Origin of the sequence: Rhodococcus sp. NPDC079359 (genome assembly GCF_040702585.1) — a bacterium.
Taxonomy (GTDB): Bacteria; Actinomycetota; Actinomycetes; order Mycobacteriales; family Mycobacteriaceae; genus Rhodococcoides.
Genome location: NZ_JBFBLH010000002.1, coordinates 634,506 through 652,956 on the forward strand (window position 1 = coordinate 634,506; position 18,451 = coordinate 652,956).

At 65.6% G+C, this 18,451-nt stretch carries 20 protein-coding genes; 13 read left to right on the top strand and 7 right to left on the bottom strand.

Annotated elements, in window-relative coordinates:
* Window positions 1–39: 39 nt before the first annotated feature.
* The 3 genes from AB0362_RS07610 to AB0362_RS07620 all read right to left on the bottom strand — a co-directional run bounded on the left by AB0362_RS07610 (window position 40) and on the right by AB0362_RS07620 (window position 3,792).
* Window positions 40–1,932 carry a DUF2339 domain-containing protein gene (locus AB0362_RS07610; protein WP_366235368.1) on the bottom strand — a complete coding sequence of 631 codons (1,893 nt, stop codon included), beginning with the start codon at window positions 1,930–1,932 and terminating at the stop codon, window positions 40–42.
* Window positions 1,933–2,007: 75 nt separating this feature from the next.
* Complete coding sequence (locus tag AB0362_RS07615) at window positions 2,008–2,658, bottom strand: DUF1707 domain-containing protein (RefSeq protein WP_366235369.1); 651 nt, start codon at window positions 2,656–2,658, stop codon at window positions 2,008–2,010.
* Between the two features lie 21 nt (window positions 2,659–2,679).
* On the bottom strand, window positions 2,680–3,792 hold the full coding sequence (locus AB0362_RS07620; RefSeq protein WP_366235370.1) for a glycosyltransferase: 1,113 nt from the start codon (window positions 3,790–3,792) through the stop codon (window positions 2,680–2,682).
* Between the two features lie 110 nt (window positions 3,793–3,902).
* Here AB0362_RS07620 and AB0362_RS07625 point away from each other — a divergent pair, with 110 nt between their 5' ends.
* The gene (locus tag AB0362_RS07625; RefSeq protein WP_269594477.1) at window positions 3,903–4,292 is read left to right on the top strand and encodes a MarR family transcriptional regulator; all 390 of its coding nucleotides are present in this window, start codon (window positions 3,903–3,905) and stop codon (window positions 4,290–4,292) included.
* Here AB0362_RS07625 and AB0362_RS07630 read toward each other — a convergent pair whose 3' ends face one another.
* The 4 genes from AB0362_RS07630 to AB0362_RS07645 are packed head-to-tail and all read right to left on the bottom strand — an operon-like array spanning window position 4,293 to window position 7,542.
* Window positions 4,293–4,514: an autophagy-related protein 2 gene (locus AB0362_RS07630; protein ID WP_366235371.1), complete on the bottom strand. Its 222-nt coding sequence runs from the start codon at window positions 4,512–4,514 to the stop codon at window positions 4,293–4,295.
* 37 nt (window positions 4,515–4,551) lie between these two features.
* A complete protein-coding gene (locus tag AB0362_RS07635) occupies window positions 4,552–5,178 on the bottom strand; it encodes a response regulator transcription factor (protein ID WP_366235439.1) in 627 nt (208 codons plus the stop codon).
* Window positions 5,179–5,207: 29 nt separating this feature from the next.
* Window positions 5,208–6,377, bottom strand: coding sequence for a DUF5931 domain-containing protein (locus AB0362_RS07640; protein WP_366235372.1), 1,170 nt, complete (start codon window positions 6,375–6,377; stop codon window positions 5,208–5,210).
* Window positions 6,364–7,542 carry an AI-2E family transporter gene (locus AB0362_RS07645; protein WP_149407095.1) on the bottom strand — a complete coding sequence of 393 codons (1,179 nt, stop codon included), beginning with the start codon at window positions 7,540–7,542 and terminating at the stop codon, window positions 6,364–6,366. The genes AB0362_RS07640 and AB0362_RS07645 overlap by 14 nt, the downstream gene beginning before the upstream one ends.
* 142 nt (window positions 7,543–7,684) lie before the next feature.
* On the opposite strand from AB0362_RS07645, the gene AB0362_RS07650 reads away from it, so the two are divergent.
* The 12 genes from AB0362_RS07650 (at window position 7,685) to AB0362_RS07705 (ending at window position 18,447) form a co-directional block, all read left to right on the top strand.
* Entirely contained in the window at window positions 7,685–9,160 is a 1,476-nt protein-coding gene (locus AB0362_RS07650) for an adenylate/guanylate cyclase domain-containing protein (RefSeq protein ID WP_068049088.1), read from the top strand.
* A 9-nt stretch (window positions 9,161–9,169) separates the two neighbouring features.
* Window positions 9,170–10,300 carry a YbhN family protein gene (locus tag AB0362_RS07655; RefSeq protein ID WP_366235373.1) on the top strand — a complete coding sequence of 377 codons (1,131 nt, stop codon included), beginning with the start codon at window positions 9,170–9,172 and terminating at the stop codon, window positions 10,298–10,300.
* A 112-nt stretch (window positions 10,301–10,412) separates the two neighbouring features.
* Window positions 10,413–10,964, top strand: coding sequence for a YceI family protein (locus AB0362_RS07660; protein ID WP_149406966.1), 552 nt, complete (start codon window positions 10,413–10,415; stop codon window positions 10,962–10,964).
* 159 nt (window positions 10,965–11,123) lie between these two features.
* Window positions 11,124–11,498 (top strand): DUF3054 domain-containing protein, encoded by a 375-nt coding sequence (locus tag AB0362_RS07665; protein ID WP_255183304.1) that lies wholly within the window; start codon window positions 11,124–11,126, stop codon window positions 11,496–11,498.
* Between the two features lie 150 nt (window positions 11,499–11,648).
* Complete coding sequence (gene nhaA, locus AB0362_RS07670) at window positions 11,649–12,959, top strand: Na+/H+ antiporter NhaA (protein ID WP_366235374.1); 1,311 nt, start codon at window positions 11,649–11,651, stop codon at window positions 12,957–12,959.
* 42 nt (window positions 12,960–13,001) lie between these two features.
* The gene (locus tag AB0362_RS07675) at window positions 13,002–14,099 is read left to right on the top strand and encodes a serine hydrolase domain-containing protein (RefSeq protein ID WP_366235375.1); all 1,098 of its coding nucleotides are present in this window, start codon (window positions 13,002–13,004) and stop codon (window positions 14,097–14,099) included.
* Window positions 14,100–14,165: 66 nt separating this feature from the next.
* Window positions 14,166–15,419, top strand: a complete 1,254-nt coding sequence (locus AB0362_RS07680) for an APC family permease (protein WP_366235376.1) — start codon at window positions 14,166–14,168, stop codon at window positions 15,417–15,419.
* Window positions 15,420–15,450: 31 nt separating this feature from the next.
* The gene (locus tag AB0362_RS07685; RefSeq protein WP_149406963.1) at window positions 15,451–15,816 is read left to right on the top strand and encodes a metalloregulator ArsR/SmtB family transcription factor; all 366 of its coding nucleotides are present in this window, start codon (window positions 15,451–15,453) and stop codon (window positions 15,814–15,816) included.
* Window positions 15,813–16,901: an ACR3 family arsenite efflux transporter gene (gene arsB, locus AB0362_RS07690; RefSeq protein ID WP_068049037.1), complete on the top strand. Its 1,089-nt coding sequence runs from the start codon at window positions 15,813–15,815 to the stop codon at window positions 16,899–16,901. The genes AB0362_RS07685 and arsB overlap by 4 nt, the downstream gene beginning before the upstream one ends.
* Window positions 16,901–17,575, top strand: coding sequence for an arsenate reductase ArsC (locus tag AB0362_RS07695; protein WP_094640490.1), 675 nt, complete (start codon window positions 16,901–16,903; stop codon window positions 17,573–17,575). The genes arsB and AB0362_RS07695 overlap by 1 nt, the downstream gene beginning before the upstream one ends.
* 36 nt (window positions 17,576–17,611) lie before the next feature.
* Window positions 17,612–18,034, top strand: coding sequence for an arsenate reductase ArsC (locus AB0362_RS07700; RefSeq protein WP_068049031.1), 423 nt, complete (start codon window positions 17,612–17,614; stop codon window positions 18,032–18,034).
* Entirely contained in the window at window positions 18,031–18,447 is a 417-nt protein-coding gene (locus AB0362_RS07705) for a low molecular weight phosphatase family protein (protein WP_366235377.1), read from the top strand. Before AB0362_RS07700 ends, AB0362_RS07705 begins: the two co-directional genes overlap by 4 nt.
* Window positions 18,448–18,451 lie beyond the last annotated feature (4 nt).

Genomic DNA, 18,451 nt, shown 5'->3' on the forward strand with positions numbered 1-18,451 from the left:
TCGAGACGTATGCAGTGGTCCATTGACGCAGCAGGGGGATCAGCGGGAAACTGCCGCACTTTCTCGGTCCGCGAACACCTTGGCGTATCGGGTACCGGCGATCAGGAGCAGTAGTCCCACGGCGATGAAGGCGATGACTCGGAACAGGCCGTCCAGAGCGACGAGGTCGAACAGGAACAGTTTCGCAATGGCTGCGGCGGTCAGGGACAGTCCGGCCAGCAGGGCCAGATGAGCGTGGGTGACACTGCGCAACCCGAAGGCCAGTAGCGCGAAGGCTGCGATCATCCACTCGATGGTTGCCGCGGTGTGGCCTGCGGTGAATCCTGTTGTTTCGCCGCCGATTCCGATGCCGAGGGTCACCGTTGCCGTCGTCAGGCCGTACAGCGCGAGTACGCCGGAGACGATGCCGAGGGTCTGCAGTCCGTCGTCGACCAGTTTCAGTTCGGCCAGCACGTAGACGAAGGCGAGTGCCGTTGCAGCGAGCAGGATTCCACCGACAGCGATACCGACGCTGCCGACGGCGAGATCGGAGTCCAACAGCGCCTGGGGAGGGCTGACCGAGACGAACATCAACGTACCGATCACGCCGAATCCGCTGCCGATCGAGTACGCGAGAGTCGAGCGGGTGCTGTGAGCCACCGCGATCAGAGCCGAGGCGACTGCGAACATCACGACCGGGCGAATCTCGAGGGTCGTCGACTCGACCGCGGCCTGCAACGTCGCCAGGGCTCCGACCACCGCGACGGTGATGCGAGCGTGCCCCGGCAACCAGTGCACCAGAATCACGATCGCCACAGCCGCAGCAGCAAGAACCAACTGGAGGGCGACGGTGGCCCCGCGATCGAAAACGTCCGCGGAGACCAGTACCGGCAGAGACGTGAGAGCGATCATCACGGTGGCGACCACATCGGAGACGTTGCGGCGCAACAACTCCAATGACGTGCCGATGCCGAGGACGGCCACCGCCACGACGATCAGGAACAGCCAGAGGTCGCCGGTGGATCCGGACAGATCGGCACTCGCGATGGCAGCCAGTACCGCGCCGACGAGCGGTACTGTCCGAACAACCTGCAGGAGTTGCCAATTCCGACCGATCTGCGCCGGGAAACTCGAGACATAGGTGGCGACAAGGAACGCGATCAAGGCCAGCGTGAGGCCGTCGGTCAGCACCGGTCCACACACTGCGACGCCGGCGAGGATCAGCACCGCCATCGGCTGCGATTTCCACTGCACTGCGAGTGCCGTTCCGGCTGCGGCAATTGCGAACGCGGTGATCAGACCGAGCACTGGGTCGAGCCAGCCGTACAGGACGGATGTCGCGAGTACATCGAGGTACAGGCCCGCGATGCCGGTGGCGGCGAGGGCGATCCCGCCGATCCGTCCGCCCGAGCGGCCGAACACTCGGACGCCCGCACCGATCAGCGCGAGTGAGAACACTGCGCCCGCCGCGACCCGCAGCGGAGGGCCGAACCACCCGGCCTGGGCGGCGAGAACGAGCAGCATCACGACACCGACGAGAGTGACGCCTGCGCCGGCGACTGCCAGCAGACGGCTGATGACACCGTCGCGCTGCCACCACGGTTCCCGCGGTGGAGCCGGGGGCCTGGGTGCGACGACCGGTCCCCTCGGCGGCGTGGGGTAGGGCGGGGCAGGCTGGGGCCGAACCATCTGCTGTCCCATCGGCTGACGGACAGCTTGGCCGAACGGCTGACCGTAGGGCTGCGGGGGCAACGGTGGCGACGCCACCGGCTGCGGCGCAGCAGGGGCTGGAGCAGGGGCCTGACGAGGGGCGGCACTCGCGGCACCGAGTTGCGACTGCAGTGTCTGCAGATCGACGGCCACCTGGCGCATGTGGTCGCCCAGAGAATCGAAGCGGCTGGACAGTCGCGCGACGAGTTGCGGATCCAGCCCGGAGTTCTGGGAAGAAGTCATGGGTTAGATCCTGCGACCGTCGCGGCCGAAAAGCGTGAGTAGTGCTACTCGGATTCCTCGAGTAGAAGCGCCTCGCTAGCCGAACATGCGGCGGAACGAGCTACCGAACGGATGCTTGGCGGTCACCGAGCCCAGGCGGACCTTGCCCGAGACCACGAGATGCAGTGGCCCGTACGGCGGGCCGGTGCGGACCTTGTTGGTGGCGCTGCCCGCCACCGTGTCGACACCGTTGAGATCGACGGTCGCCTCGGTCGGCACGATCAGGGTCACGGTGCTGCAGTAGTCGTCGACGTGTATCTCGACCACCTGGGTGGACATGACTGCCTGGGTGAAGTCGAGTGTCACCGTGGACATGCGGGTGGCGAGGCGCAGGTTCGACGGCACGTTCCACGGTCCCTTGCGGGTGATGGTGGACATGGTGCCGCGCAGTGTGTCCGAGGCGCCGCCGCCGTGCCCCCAATGCTCCTGAACGACGCGGCGCGGGGTCGGCTGCGGAGTGGGCGCGGCGAAGGATCTCGGTGCCGGGCGATGTTCCTCGGCGATCTGCATCCCTGGCAGGTCGGCGAGAACAGAGTTCAGTTCACCGCGGGTCTTCGACGCCAATGCGGTGTCCATTCGCTCGGTGAACTCACCGAGCGAGAGCATGCCCTGGCCCACGGCGCGCTGCAGCAGCTCTCCGACGTGCTCGCGTTCGGCATCGGACACTCGCAGATCCCTTGCCTCCATGTGATCAGGGTAGCGAAGATCTCACGCTGCGCGACCGCCCAGGACGGAGAGCATCCCGGACACCGACGCGGGCCATCCGAACTGTTCGGCGCGCAACCTGGCGGCGATGCGGCGGCCGTCGACCGGCAATTCGAGTACTCGTTCTATCTCGGCGGCGAATCCGTCTGCGGTGTTCTCGGAGGAGCCACCGCAGTGCGGGGTGACGATCTGCGCCAGCGCCGAGGTCTCGGAGACGACGACGGGCGTACCTGCGGCGAGCGATTCCAACGCGGCGAGCCCGAACGTCTCGTGCGGTCCAGGCGCGAGAGCGATGTCCGCGGAAGCCAGCAGGGCTGCGACGGCCGCTCTGCCGTCGACGAACCCGAGGAATTCGACGGGTAGACCGCGGGCGCGTCGTTCGAGGCCGGCTCGGCGGGGGCCGTCGCCGGCGATGACGAGCCGCGCCCGCATTCCCGAATCACATAGTGCGGCAAGCGAATCGATGCTTCTCTCGACATGCTTCTCCACCGACAGTCGGCCGCAGTGCACGAGCAGCCGGTCGGCGCTGCCCAGCCAGGCGGATCGTTCGCCGGCAATGCGGCGACGCGGATGGAACAGGTCGAGATCCACACCGAGCGGTACCCGATGCACGTTGCGAACGCCGATGCGCTCGAACTCCTGTTGCGCGAACTCGGTGGTGCACACGACGGCGTCGTACTGTTCGGCGGTACGCCGGTTGGCCACGTCGGCCAACGGACGGGCGCAGCGCATCGGCATCGTCTGGGCGAGCAGTCGGTCCAGGCGTTCGTGGGAGATCATCACGCTGCGTACGTCTCGTCGCGCTGCCCAGCCGCCCATGCCGCGCAGCGTCAGGCGGTCCGATACCTCGATCACGTCGGGCCGCAGTCCGGCTGCCACCGAGGACACCCGGCGCGGGTCGGCCACTCGATACCCACCGGTGAGCGGGATCTGCGGTGCAGGCACTTCGATCCGCACCACTCCCGACGGCAGAAGCGTCTCGCTCCGTCGATCTCCCGGCACGATCAGAATCACCTCGTGGCCGCTCGCGACGTACCCTGATCCGAGCTGGTCGACGGCCGTCCGCAATCCCCCGGACCTCGGTCCGTAGAAGTTGGCGAGTTGGACGATGCGCACTCGACCAGTCTTCCCAGCGACAAGTCCGCCCGACGGCGCGGCGATGGATGGTGACCGAACCTTCGCGGAATTTCTGTGTGGGGATCGCTACCAACGGGTAGGTGGAACAGATGCGAGTGACACTGCAATCCACCGGTAACGCCCCCGCCGCCGAGGTCTGGGAGCGCTACATGGAACCGACGGCCTGGAAGACCTGGGCACCGCAGATCATCGGCGTCGAGTACCGCGGCGAGCGTCTGGACGCCGACACCACCGGCCGAGTACTGGGGCCGTTGGGCGTGCCGATCGACTTCCGGGTGCATTCGGTCGACGAGCAGTCGTGGACGTGGGCGTGGTCGGCGTGGTTCCAGAACCAGGCCATCGGGGTCGACCTGACGCACGGCGTGGTCTCACGCCCCAGCGGCACCAGGGCGTGGCTGACGATCGACGGCCCACTGCCGCTGGTTCTGCCGTACGTGCCGGTCGCCAAGTTCGCGCTCGGCAGGTTGTGCGCCCAGTAGCTATTCGGACCGTGTGACGGTCTTCTCGTCCGACTTGTCGGCGACGTCGGTCGGCTCGGGCGTCGGTAGCGAGGAATCCTCACCCGATCCGTCCAGATGGCCGTCGAACTCGTCGATCGCCTCGTCACGCTCGTCGCCGGTCTGATCGAGATCGGCGTCGACACCCTTCGAGTGCTTCGTCGGGTCGACGGTGGTGTCCACTGATTTTTCGTTGTCGGTCATGGGATGCAGAGTGCCCCTGAGCTACCGACGCAAACCCTCACAGCCCTTTTTCGATGACGTATCGGGTCAATTCGACGCGGTTGGCCAGTTGCAATTTTCGCAGAGTCGCCTGGACGTGATTTTCGACGGTGCGATGGCTCAGCGTCAGTCGGGTCGCAATCTGCTTGGCGCTCAGACCCTTTGCGACCAGGCGAAGCACTTCGGTTTCGCGGTCGGTCAGCGTCGGGCGAGTGTCGGAATTCGGTTGCGGCGACGACGACATCCGCCGGAACTCTCCGAGCACCAGGCCCGCGAGGCCGGGAGTGAACACCGCCTGCCCGGCCGACGTGGCGCGGACCGCGTCGAACAATTCCTCGGCCGATGCACTCTTGACCAGGTAACCCGTCGCTCCCGCCTTGATGGCGTCGAGCACGTCGTTGCGTTCCGCGGACGCCGAGAGCACCAGAATCCTCGTCTGCGGCGACGCCTCCAGGACGGCGACGGTGGCGTCGGCTCCGTTGCCGTCGGGCAGATGCATGTCCATCAGCACGACGTCGGGAGTGGTGGCTCGGGCGCGGCGGCCGGCAGCGGCGACACCGTCTGCCGTCGCGACAACCCTGAATCCCGCGGCCTCGAGATCTCGGGCGACGCCGTCGCGCCACATCGGGTGATCGTCGACGACCATCACCGCGATGTCGGCATTCGTGTCCTCGGTCATCGAAGTCCCTTCGTTCGAGGAATGCGGATCTCCCATTCGGTTCCTTCGCCCTCCTCGGTGTCGAGTATCGCAGTACCACCGAGAGATTCGACGCGGCCGAGTATCGATTTCGAGACGCCCATCCGGCCCTCGGCTTCGGCGGCGGCGAGCCGTCCGGCCGGGATTCCGCGGCCGTCGTCGCGAATACTGACGATCAATTCCCCGTCGACGTCCTCGAGCAGCACGTAGGCCTTCGCATCGGCTCCGGCGTGCAGCTCGACGTTGGACAGCGCGGTCGCCACGACAGCGGCGAGCTCGGCGGCGACGTCGGAGTCGACGAGCACCGGATCGGCCGGAGTGGAGACAGCCACGGAGGTACCCGCCTGGGTTCGCAGCAGCGCCCTGACGTCGACGATCGAATCGGTGTGATCGCCACGCGGGGCCGCCTGTTCGGAGATCAGCACGCGCAGAGCGACCTCCTGCTCGCCGGCCAGCTCGGCGAGTTCGGCTGCTGGCCCGCCTATTTCGAGCCCACGCCGTCGCACCAGGGCCAGTACCTGCAGCACTCCGTCGTGCACCTGCCGCGCCAGCCGTTCACGCTCTTCGGTGATCGCAGCCGACCGTGCTGCCCGACGCAGTTCTTCGTGGGCGCGCCGGGCGGTGTTCGACGCCATCCCCAGCGCCAGTCCGGCCGAGAGCAGCACCGGGGCGGTGGCGTCGGACCAGAGGTCGGAGTCGAACCGGTCGCGGACGAGTGCACTGACCACCGACATCGCCACTCCCGACGCGATCCCGCCCTTGGGACCCAACAGGATTGCGGCGGAGATGACCGCATTGGTCGCCCACAGAGTGGTCGGCAATGTTTGCCGGGTGCTGTACCAGTCGTAGTCGGCCACCAGCCGTGTCGACGCCATCAGGGCGACGACGATGATCTGATCGGCGAGCACCACCTGCCAGCGCGGAAGCGATGCGCGCGCGAGCATCAGAGCCGACGCCCCCGACCACACGGCCATCGACGCCACCAACATCCAGCTCAACCGCGGATTGGTGTAATTGTCGACGGTGGCCACCTGGTAGCCGACGGCGTAGACGAGGGTGACCAGCCGAAAGACCTGGGAGGCACGCCACAGCGGGGTGTCGGGATCGGACGAGGTGAGCGTGGTCCTGGCCCGATCAGCCGTCTGCATCGGTCTTCTCGTTCGGAGTCTTCAACTCTCCCTTGGGGAGTCGCTCCGGCTCGTCGCTACCGGGAGGAGTGTGCGGGTCGCTCGGCTCGGCGGAGTACAGCGGGTCGGGCACCTCGAGTTCCTCGTAGACCTCGTCCGGGTCGGCGGCCAGCAGCGACCGCACAGCGGTGTTGAGGACGGCGACGATCGGTACGGCCAGCAGGCCTCCGACGATGCCCGCGAGCAGAATGCCGACGGTGATGGACAGGACCACCGCCAACGGGTGCAGTCGCACGGCGCGGCCGAGCAGGAGTGGTTGCAGCACATGGCCTTCGAGCTGCATGACGGCCACCACGATGCCGAGGGTGATGACCGCGGTGATCAGGCCCTTGGTGACGAGTGCGATGAACACCGCGACGAATCCGGTCAGCACCGCACCGATGATCGGGATGAACGCGCCGATGAACACCAACGAGGCCAGTGGGAGTGCCAGTGGCACACCGAGAATGGCCAGCCCGGCTCCGATGCCGATGGCATCGGCGGCTGCGACGGCAACCGTCGCCCGGACGTATCCCACCAGCGACCCGAAACCCTGGATGCCCGCGGTGCGGATTCTTCTGCGTGCCGCGGTCGGTGCCAGCCGGGTGACGAACTGCCAGATCTGATCTCCGCCGTACAGGAAGAAGATGAGGACGAAGAGCGTGAGCAACGCGCCGGTGAGTATCTCGCCGATCACCGCCGCAGTGGTCAGCGCTCCGCTGGTGACGGCCTCCTGATTGTCCTGAACGACCTTCACGAGGCTGTCCGTGGCCTGCCTGATCTGATCCTCGCTGATGTGCAGCGGGCCATTGCTGAGCCATTCCTCGATGCCGTTGATGGACTGGGTGAACTGATCACCCACCTGCGGTAGGCCCTCGATGAACTGCTCGACGATGAAGGTCATGATGCCGGCGACGACACCGATGCTGGCGATGATCACGACGATCACCGCGACGGCGCGTGGCACTCCGCGTCGGTGCATCCAATCGACGACGGGAACGAGCATCGCCGACGCCAGGAGCGCAAGACCGAGCGGAATGACGACGGTGCTGAGTTTGGCTACCACCAGGCAGAACGTGATGAATCCGGCAAACAGGACAAGCAGTCGCCACGTCCATTCCGCGCCGACCCGCACCAGCGGATGCACCGAATCCGCAGCCGAACTGGGGCCCGGGGACGCCCCCGTACCTTGCGCCCGCAACTCGTCGGTGCTCACCCGCTAAATTTAACCCGTGCTGGCATCTTTCCGAGCGGTCTCGCTCACCCTGAAGAGTCGCTGGCCGCTCTATATGCTCTCGATGCTCATCGCCAACGTCTTCGGTGCGGTGCTCGTGTTCGCCTTCGTGCGGTACGGCCTGCCCATCCCCGAGTCGCAATCGATCGTCGCCGACCGCGTCCGCAACGTGTACATCTTCGGGGCCTACCTCCTGGTGGCCTTGGTCGTCAGCCTGATCTACGCGTACTTCCTCCTGCGTTCGGTGATCCGGTGGCAGCTCCGCGGTGGCCCACCCACCCGCAAGGAGCAGATGACGACGCTGCACGCGCCGTTGCGTCAGGCGATCGTGCACCTCATTCTGTGGATCATCGGCGGCATCATCTTCGTGCTGTTGACCATCGCGGAGATGCCGTCGTTGTCCATAGCCGTCATCGTCACCGTCGGTATGGCGGCCACCGTGACGTTCGGATTCACCTACATGCTCGGCGAGCGAATCCTGCGACCGGTCGCGGCACTGGCGTTGAGCGAGGGCAGATTCGACCGCACGATGACCCCCGGCGTCGGTACCCGCATGGCGATGACCTGGGGCCTGGGCACCTTGATGCCCGTCATCGGCATCATTCTGCTGTGCGCCACGCAGCTGACCACCGATCTGGTGTTCTCCCCCAACGCGCTCGCCGTGGCCATCATCCTGCTCAGCGTGCTGGCGATCGTGCAGGCATTCGTGCTCTCGATGCTGACCGCGAGCCAGATCTCCGACCCGATCAGTCAGCTGCACAGCGCCATCGAGCGAGTTCAGCGAGGCGAGACCGATGTCGAGGTCGACGTGTTCGACGGTTCCGAGATCGGACGCCTACAGGTGGGCTTCAACCGAATGATGGAGGAATCGGCCGAACGACGCGTCCTGCGAGAGTTGTTCGGCCAACACGTCGGTGAGGACGTGGCGCGTCGGGCATTGCAGTTCGGAACCGAGCTCGGCGGCGAGACCCGATTCGTCGCAGTGCTGTTCGTCGACATGGTCGGCTCCACCGCCACCGCGTCCGAGCGCCCACCGAGCGAGGTCGTGGTGTTGCTCAACGAGTTCTTCCGGGTGGTCGTCGACGTCGTCGGGCGTCATCACGGGTTCGTCAACAAATTCATGGGCGACGCGGCCCTCGCGATATTCGGTGCCCCACTGGATCGTCCCGACGCCCCGACCGCCGCGCTCGCCGCCGCGCGTGAACTGCGATTCGCGTTGGACGAGATCACCGGCCTCGACATCGGCATCGGCGTATCGGCAGGACTGGCCGTCGCCGGCAACATCGGTGCGTCGGAGCGCTTCGAGTACACGGTCATCGGAGACCCGGTCAACGAGGCGTCCAGGCTCACCGAGCTGGCAAAACTGCGTCCCGGACGCGTCCTGGCATCGACCTCGGCCCTGTACTTCGCCGACGACGAGGAACAGGAACAGTGGGAGCTGGGAGACCAGGTACAACTACGTGGTCGACGACGTGCCACCCATCTGGCCTGGCCGGTGGAGTATCCCGACTCCTCTTCCAGCGACGGTTAGTCTGACAGGGTGCCCGACCCCAGCTCCACCAGCGGACCCGCAGTACGACGTCCGCGCAACCGACTCCGGTGGGCCAAGTGGATCGCCGGAATCGCCCTGGTGGCCCTGCTGGTGGGCGAGGCGATCTACCTCTGGCCGCGGCTGCACGAATCCTGGACCGCCGTCCGCGAAATCCACTGGGGTTGGCTGGCGGCCTGCGTCTTCGCCCAGGCCGTGTCGCTGAGTGCATTCGGCCGAGTGCAGAAGCAACTGCTCGACGCAGGCGGTGTGAAAGTACGCCAGCGCAAGTCCGTGTCCGTCATCTACGGCAGCACCGCAATGGCGCTCACCCTCCCCGCAGGCCAGGTGTTCTCCACCGCGTTCACCTACCGCGAGACCCGCCGCTGGGGTGCGAGCCCGGTCGTCGCGTCCTGGCAGCTGGCCATCTCGGGCGTGATCGCCGCTGCAGGTCTTGCCGTCCTCGGCGTAGCAGGCGGACTGGTGGTCGGGAGTTCGTTCAACACCTTCACCCTGGTTCTGCCGATCGCCGGTGTCATCGCGATCGTCGTCGCCGTCCGCTACATCTCGAACCATCCGCAGTCGATCAAGAACATCGCGCGCTGGGGACTGCGTCGATACAACGCGTTCCGCAACCACGAGCTCGACGCCGGTGCCGAGGGCATCGACAAGATCATCGGTCAGATCCAGTCCGTCCAGCTCGGCAAACGCGACGGCGCGCTCACTCTGTCGTGGTCCGCCGTGCATCGACTCGCCGACGTCGCCTGCCTGGCGTTCGCCTGCTTCGCCGTCGGCGCGGATCCCCGGTTGTCGGGATTGCTGATCGCGTTCGCGGCGGGCAAGGCCGTGGGATCGGTTCCTCTCGCACCCGGCGGCCTGGTGGTGGTCGACGCGACCCTCATCGCATTCCTCACCAGCGCTGCCTCGATCAGCGCATCGCAGGCCGTGGCCTCCGCGCTGGTGTATCGCGGCGTGAGCTTCATCCTCGTCGCCATCGTCGGGTGGATCGTGTTTCTCGTGCTGTTCCGGGGGCATCAGCACGCCGATCTGGAATTCGACATCGCGCTCGAGCAGCAGGAGACCGCCGAGCTGCGGCGCACCGAGGGCATCCGCGACACCAAGGGCGATCCGGAAACCGCGTAGTCACTCCCCACACGGTATGGCGTCCGTCACTTTCTGTTCACCCGGAATATATACGGACCCCGGTCCGCTTGTGTACTATGAGTTTGAACCTTCAACCCAACTAGGAGTCCTCATGACCACCGCCATCGCACTTCCCGAGCTCACCGCAGGCACCTGGGCCATCGACCCGGCCCACTCCACCGTCGGATTCACCGTCCGCCACCTGGTGGTCAGCAAGGTCCGCGGCCGTTTCCAGGCCTTCACCGGCACCATCACCGTCGACGCCGACGGCACCCCGTCCGTCGACGCCGAGATCGACGTCGCGTCCATCACCACCGACAACGCGCAGCGCGACGGCCACCTCAAGACCGCCGACTTCTTCGAGGTCGAGAAGTTCCCCACCGCGACGTTCAAGTCCACCTCGGTCAAGGCCGACGGCGGAGACTTCATCGTCACCGGCGACTTCACCCTCCACGGCGTCACCAACTCCATCGACCTGAAGCTCGAGTTCAACGGCGTCAACGCCGGCATGGGCAACGGACCGGTCGCCGGCTTCGAGGCCAGCACCGTCATCAACCGCAAGGACTTCGGCATCAGCATCGACATGCCCCTCGAAGGCGGCGGCGCTGTCGTCGGCGACAAGATCACGCTGAACCTCGAAATCGAAGCGGGCCTGCAGGCGTAATCCCGCCCCGCTTCACCCCCTCCCCCGCCGGATCAATGCGGCTTTGTTGCAGTCCAACTGACTGAAACCCACATTGATCCGCCCTGGGTGGACCAGCGAAAGGCCCGCATCGCATTCGTCGGTGCGGGTCTTTCGCCGTCGGTGTCTACAGTGGTGCGCGTGAAGTTTCGTTCTCCTGTAGTTGCCGGCGTCCTCGATCTGGCCATGGTCTTGCTCTTCGCCGCGATCGGTCGGCGCAGTCACGCCGAGGCCACCGCACTGTCCGGCCTGTTCCACACCGCCTGGCCGTTCGTCGTCGGTGCCGCCATCGGCTGGGTCGTCGCGTTTGCTCTGTACCGCAACAAGTTCGACGCTTTTCTCATCGTCCCGACGGGCATCGTCGTGTGGGTGATGACGGTTGTCGTGGGCATGGTGCTGCGTGCACTGACCGGGCAGGGAACAGCCGGGTCGTTCATCGTCGTGGCAACACTGGCCACGGCAGTTCTGCTACTGGGTTGGCGTGCACTGGCGAAATTCGTGCCGAGCGTTCGTTGACTTGCGAGTTCGTCGGGAACGGCCTCGACGCGATAGGATGATCCACGGTGCGCCGGGAAGTCTGGTCGGCAACAACTCTGTGCTGCGTACCCACTGCCTGATGTTCGGTCGGTTCGCAGCTCGACGAAGCTACCGAAAGGCGTTCTCTCCGTGACAGATTCATCAACCCCGAAAACGCGATTGCCGCTGTTCTCCCGGGGCTCCTGGTCCGAGGCAGATCGCGTCGCACAGATCCTCCGCAAGGAGACCGTCGGTGGCGCACTGCTCCTCGTCGCCACCCTCATCGCCTTGGTCTGGGCCAACTCACCGTGGTCCGCTGCCTACGACTCGCTGATGAGCACCCGCGTCGGACCGTCGGCGCTGCATCTCGATCTGACGCTTTCGACATGGGCCGCCGACGGACTGTTGGCCATCTTCTTCTTCGTCGTCGGACTCGAACTGAAACGGGAATTCGTCGCAGGCGATCTCCGCGATCCCGCGCGCGCCGCACTACCGGTGGCCGCGGCGATCGGCGGAATGGCAGTTCCGGCAGTCATTTTCGTGCTGATCAACCTCGGCACCGGAGACGGCGCACTGCTCGGTTGGGCAATCCCCACCGCGACCGACATCGCGTTCGCCGTTGCCGTCCTCGCCGTGATCAGCACCCACCTGCCGACCGCGCTGCGTACCTTCCTACTGACGTTGGCTGTGGTCGACGACCTCCTGGCCGTCAGCGTCATCGCCATCTTCTACACCGACGACATCAACTTCATCGCGCTCGGCCTGACACTGATTCCGCTCGCGCTGTTCGCGGTCGCCGTGCAGATGCGCGTCCGCTCGTGGTGGATTCTCATCCCGCTGGCGGTCGTGACCTGGGTACTCATGCACGAGTCCGGCGTTCACGCCACCGTCGCGGGCGTGCTGCTCGGCTTCGCTGTTCCGGTGATGCGCAGCAAGGCCAACGGTGGCCCCGAAGCAGGCCCCGGCCTCGCCGAGCACTTCGAGCACAAGATTCGGCCGATCTCGGCGGGCATCGCGGTTCCCCTGTTCGCATTCTGTGCGGCCGGTGTGACCGTCGGCGGATTCTCCGGCCTGGCCAGCGCACTGACCGATCCGATCGCCATCGGCATCATCACCGGCCTCGTCATCGGTAAGGCCATCGGCATCTTCGGCACCACCTACCTCGTATCCCGTTTCACCCGGGCGACGTTGGACGCCGGACTGAAATGGCTCGACGTCCTGGGCGTCTCGATGCTCGCGGGTATCGGATTCACCGTCTCGCTGCTGATCGGCGACCTTGCCTTCGGCGAAGGAACCGAGCGCGACGACCACGTCAAGGTCGGCGTCCTCACCGGTTCGATCATCGCGGCATCGCTGGCCGCCGTCATCCTGCGCAGCCGCAACAAGGCATACCGGGACATCCACACCGAAGAAACCCGCGACGACGATCACGACGGCATCCCGGACGTGTATCAAAAGTAGCGAGCGCTGGAATCCGGACCGCTGCGGTGACACGATGAGTCCGTGAGCGAGACCGTGCGCGAACTGTTGACCCGGCACATCGACGCTGGACTGATGCCGGGAGCAACAGCGCTCCTGGGTGGCCCCGATGCGGAACCCGTCGCGGTCGGGTCATCGGCGGTCGGCGGTCCACCGATGGCGGTCGACGCACTGGTCCGGATTCAGTCGATGACCAAGATCGTCACCGGTGTGGCCGCCCTGCGGCTCGTGGAGGCGGGCCGGCTGACGCTGGACGACGACGTCGTGTCCTGGCTTCCCGAACTCGCCGACTGCCCTGTGCTCACCCGTCCCGACGCTGCACTCGACGACACCGTTCCGCAGGACCGGCCGATCACGTTGCGGCACTTGTTCACCAACACCAGTGGGTACGGAATTCAGATGGGAGACACCCCGCTCGCCCGGGCGATGAGGGACAACGACACGGAAGCCGGGCCCGCGCCGTCTCCGCTCGGCGCGGACGAGTGGTTGGCACGTATGGCGGATCTTCCGCTGGCTTTTCAGCCCGGTTCCGGGTGGCGCTACCACCACGGCTTCGCGATCCTCGGCATCCTCGTCTCTCGTATCGTCGGCCGGTCTCTGCAGGATCACCTCCGCGACGACCTGTTCGGGCCACTCGACATGCCCGACACCGGACTGTGGGTACCGACAGACCGATGCCATCGCCTGACGGCGGCGTACCGGTACGAGGACGGGTCGTTGATCGAGACCGAACCCGCCGCGGGCGGACCCTATGCGGGACCGCCCCCAGTCGACGTGAGTCACGGCGAGTTGGTGTCGACCGTGACCGATTTTCATCGCTTTCTCCGTGCGATCCCCACGTCCGTATCGACCGAGCACCTGGAGCTGATGACACACGACCAGGTGCCCGCCTCGATCAAGACGGACGACAGTTTCTACCCGGGCTTCTGGCCTGGTACGGGGTGGGGATTCGGCGTCTCGGTCGTCACCGAAGGCGAGCACCTCGGTCGTTACGGATGGTCCGGCGGGCAGGGCACCGACTTCTTCGTCGACCCGGACGGGACGGTCGGCATCCTGCTGACGCAGACCGAATTGTGCGAGGCCACCTTCGCGCTGCTATCGGAGTTCCAGGAACTGCGCTGACAGGATCGACGCTGAGTCGGGTGCAGCACCTACAGTTGTCGCCGTGATCGACAATCGGTTCCTGGCATGACGAATCCGCCATCGCTCGCCCGTCGACTCGGGCTGTTCGACGCCATCGCGATCGGTGTCGGTTCGATGGTCGGAGCCGGGGTGTTCGCGGCGTTCGCCCCCGCATCGGCCGTCGCGGGCACGGGTCTGCTGATCGGGCTCGGCATCGCTGCGGTCGTCGCGTTCTGCAACGCCACCTCGTCGGCGCAGCTCGCCGCGCAGTATCCGACGTCGGGCGGAACGTACATCTACGGCCGAGAGCGGCTCGGCGAGTGGCCCGGCTTTCTGGCCGGGTGGAGCTTCGTCATCGGCAAAACCGCCAGTTCCGCAGCCATGGCGCTGGTGTTCGCGGCCTACGTCGCACCTGCTGGGTACACGAAAGTCGTTGCTGTTCTTGCCATCGTTGCGTTGACGGTAGTGAACTACTTCGGCATCACCCGTACGGCCGTGCTGACGAAGATTCTGGTCGCCGCCGTGCTCACCGTGCTCGTCGTGGGTGTCGTCCTGGGACTGACGGGCTCGATCGAGCCGAACGTCGACGGGCTCGGCTCGTTCACCGACAGCGGGTGGTACGGAATTCTGCAGTCGGCCGGCCTGTTGTTCTTCGCCTTCGCCGGCTACGCCCGCATAGCGACCCTCGGCGAGGAGGTCGTTCGACCCGAACGCACCATTCCGCGCGCCATCGTCTCCGCCCTGGGTATCGCATTGCTGGTCTATGCCGTGATTGCCTTCACCCTGTTGTCGGTACTGGGCCCGGACTCACTGGCGTCTTCGTCGGCTCCTCTGGTCGATCTGGTTGTCGCATCGGGGCATTCGTGGGCATCACCGCTGATGCGCATCGGCGCGGCGTTGGCCGCGCTGGGAGCCCTCCTCGCGCTGATCGCAGGCATCGGCCGCACGTCACTGGCAATGGCCCGCCACCACGACCTGCCGTCGTATCTGACCGCGGTGCATCCGCGCTACTCGGTTCCGCATCGCGCCGAGATCACTCTGGCAGTGATCGTCTGCGTCCTCGTTCTTGTCGTCGATCTGCGGAACGCCATCGGCTTCTCGTCGTTCGGGGTGTTGCTGTACTACCTGGTTGCGAACCTGAGCGCCCATACCCAGGACACCGAGAACCGGCGGTACCCCAAGGTTCTGCAGATCGTCGGCAGTATCGGATGCGTCGTGCTGATTGCCACGCTGCCCGCCACCTCCATTGCCGTCGGAATCGTCGTGGTCGTGCTCGGTGTCGCCTATCGACTGGTCCGCGTTCGGCAACTGTTCACTTGACGGCTGGTTCGATGAACGTCAATATAGACGCATGTCGAACCAAGACCGGTCGTCCGTCGACGGCGAGTGCTGCTCGCCGCTGATCCACGAACCCCTGACCGAGGATTGGGCCGGAGATCTGGCCCGGATGTTCAAGGCACTGGGAGATCCAGTCCGCCTGCGTCTGCTCAGCCTCGTTGCCAGTCATGCAGGCGGCGAAGCGTGTGTCTGCGATATCTCCCCCGCATTCGACTTGTCGCAGCCCACCATTTCCCATCACCTCAAGGTGTTGCGCGAGGCGGGGCTGCTCGACTGCGAACGACGCGGCACCTGGGTCTACTACTCGGTGATTCCCGCTGCGCTGCAGCAACTGTCGGCAGTGCTGAACGCTGCAGAGTCAACGGAGGTCATGGTATGAGTACGACGACCGATACTGCCGTAGTCGGCAAGCTCTCCACCCTCGACCGGTTCCTGCCCGTATGGATCGGTGTGGCCATGGTCGTCGGCCTGATCCTAGGACGCATGATCCCCGGGCTGAACGACGCATTGTCGTCCATCTCCATCGACGGCGTGTCGCTCCCGATCGCCATCGGCCTGCTGATCATGATGTACCCGGTGCTGGCCAAGGTGCGCTACGACCGTCTCGACACCGTCACCGGCGACAAGCGCCTGTTGATCGGGTCGCTGGTCCTCAACTGGATCCTCGGTCCGGCCCTGATGTTCGCTCTCGCATGGCTTTTCCTGCCCGACCTGCCCGAGTACCGCACCGGTCTCATCATCGTCGGCCTGGCTCGATGCATCGCGATGGTCATCATCTGGAACGACCTCGCCTGCGGCGACCGGGAAGCCGCCGCGGTTCTGGTGGCGATCAACTCGGTGTTCCAGGTCTTCATGTTCGCCATCCTCGGATGGTTCTACCTCTCCGTCCTGCCCGGCTGGCTCGGGTTGGAGCAGACGACCATCGAGGCCTCGCCCTGGCAGATCGCGAAATCGGTGCTGATCTTCCTCGGAATCCCGCTGATTGCGGGATTCGCCTCGCGCTTCTTCGGTGAACGCGCCAAGGGCCGCGAGTGGTACGAGGAGAAGTTCATCCCCAGGATCGCCCCGTGGGCGCTCTACGGCCTGCTGTTCACCATCGTCATTCTCTTTGCGCTGCAGGGTGATCAGATCACGTCACAGCCCTTCGACGTGGTGCGTATCGCGCTGCCTCTACTGGTGTACTTCGCGGTGATGTGGGGCGGCGGCTACGCCCTCGGTGCCGCGATGGGTCTGGGCTACGAGCGCACCACCACCCTCGCGTTCACCGCGGCAGGCAACAATTTCGAGCTCGCCATCGCCGTCGCGATCGCGACCTACGGCGCGACATCCGGGCAGGCACTCGCCGGAGTCGTCGGACCACTCATCGAGGTGCCGGTACTGGTCGGCCTCGTCTACGTCTCGCTCGCACTGCGTAAACGCTTCGCCCCGAGTTCGTCCGCGACCACAGCGACAAAGGAGTCCTGATGTCCGACAACCTTTCTCCCAGCAGCCACCGCGCCCAGCCCGAACTGTTGATGCCCCAAGCAATTCTCTCGCGCACCGCAGAGAGACTCGCTGCGGAATACGAGGGCATCTTCTCCACCCAAACCGTCGAGCGTTACGTCTTCGAGTCCTACACCGCACTGCGTCGAACCTCGAAGATTCACACGCACCTGACCACTCTGGCCGGCAAGTTCGCCGCGGATCGTCTCACTGCACTCGCCCAATCACAGGGTGACGCACCGAAACTCGTGCCCGAGGTGCTGTTCATCTGCGTCCACAATGCCGGACGCTCCCAGATGGCCGCGGCCTTGCTCGAACATCACGCACGGGGACTGGTCCACGTCCGATCCGCGGGCTCGGCCCCGACCTACGAAATCAACCCGATCGTCGTGCAGGCGATGGAAGAACTCGACATCGACCTGGGCAGCGAATTCCCCAAGCCGTTGACCGACGACGTCGTCGCCGCCGCAGATGTCGTGGTGTCCATGGGATGCGGCGATGCGTGCGCGGTCTACCCCGGCAAGCGCTACCTGGACTGGCAACTGACCGACCCCGACGGCAAATCCATCGACGAAGTGCGTCGCATCCGCGATGATCTCGACGCGCGTGTCCGCCAACTGCTCACCGAGCTGACCACCACCACCGTACCGGCCTGAGGCATCGGCCTCCGCGCTCGAAAGGCATACAACTCTATGTCCGACACACCCAGCGTTCTCTTCGTCTGCGTCCACAACGCCGGTCGATCTCAGATGGCCGCCGGTTTTCTGTCCCACCTCGCCGGCGATACCGTCGAAGTGCGTTCTGCCGGTAGCGCACCCGCAGAGACCATCAATTCCGCGGCGGTCGAGGCCATGGCCGAGGTCGGCATCGACATCTCGTCGCAGTCTCCGAAGATCCTCACACCCGAGGCCGTCGAGACATCCGACGTCGTCATCACCATGGGCTGCGGCGACGCCTGCCCGGTGTTCCCCGGAGTGAGTTACCGCGATTGGGCACTGGCCGATCCGGCGGGCAAAGGCGTCGAGGCGGTGCGGCCGATTCGCGACGAGATCAGAGGCCGAATCGAAGACCTGATCGCCGAACTGGTTCCAGCGAAGCAGAGTTCGGCGTCATGACGACACCCAGCGTGCTGTTCGTCTGCGTCAAGAACGGCGGCAAGTCTCAGATGGCCGCCGGTCTGATGCGCAAGGCGGCGGGCGATTCGGTGGAGGTGCACTCGGCCGGAACGAAACCGGGTGGCGCCGTCAACGCGCTGTCGGCCGAGTCTCTTCTCGAAGTCGGCGTCGACCTGTCGGGCGAAGCACCCAAGCCGATCGATCCCGATCTGCTCGCCCGCATGGACTACGTCGTCACCCTCGGCAGCGAGGCACACGTGGAACCAGTGGACGGACCGACGTTCGAGAACTGGAACACCGACGAGCCGTCCGAGCGCGGTATCGACGGCATCGAACGCATGCGTCTGGTCCGTGACGATATTGCCGCTCGCGTCGAGGAACTCGCATCTCGAATGCACGGCACCGACGCTTGACTCG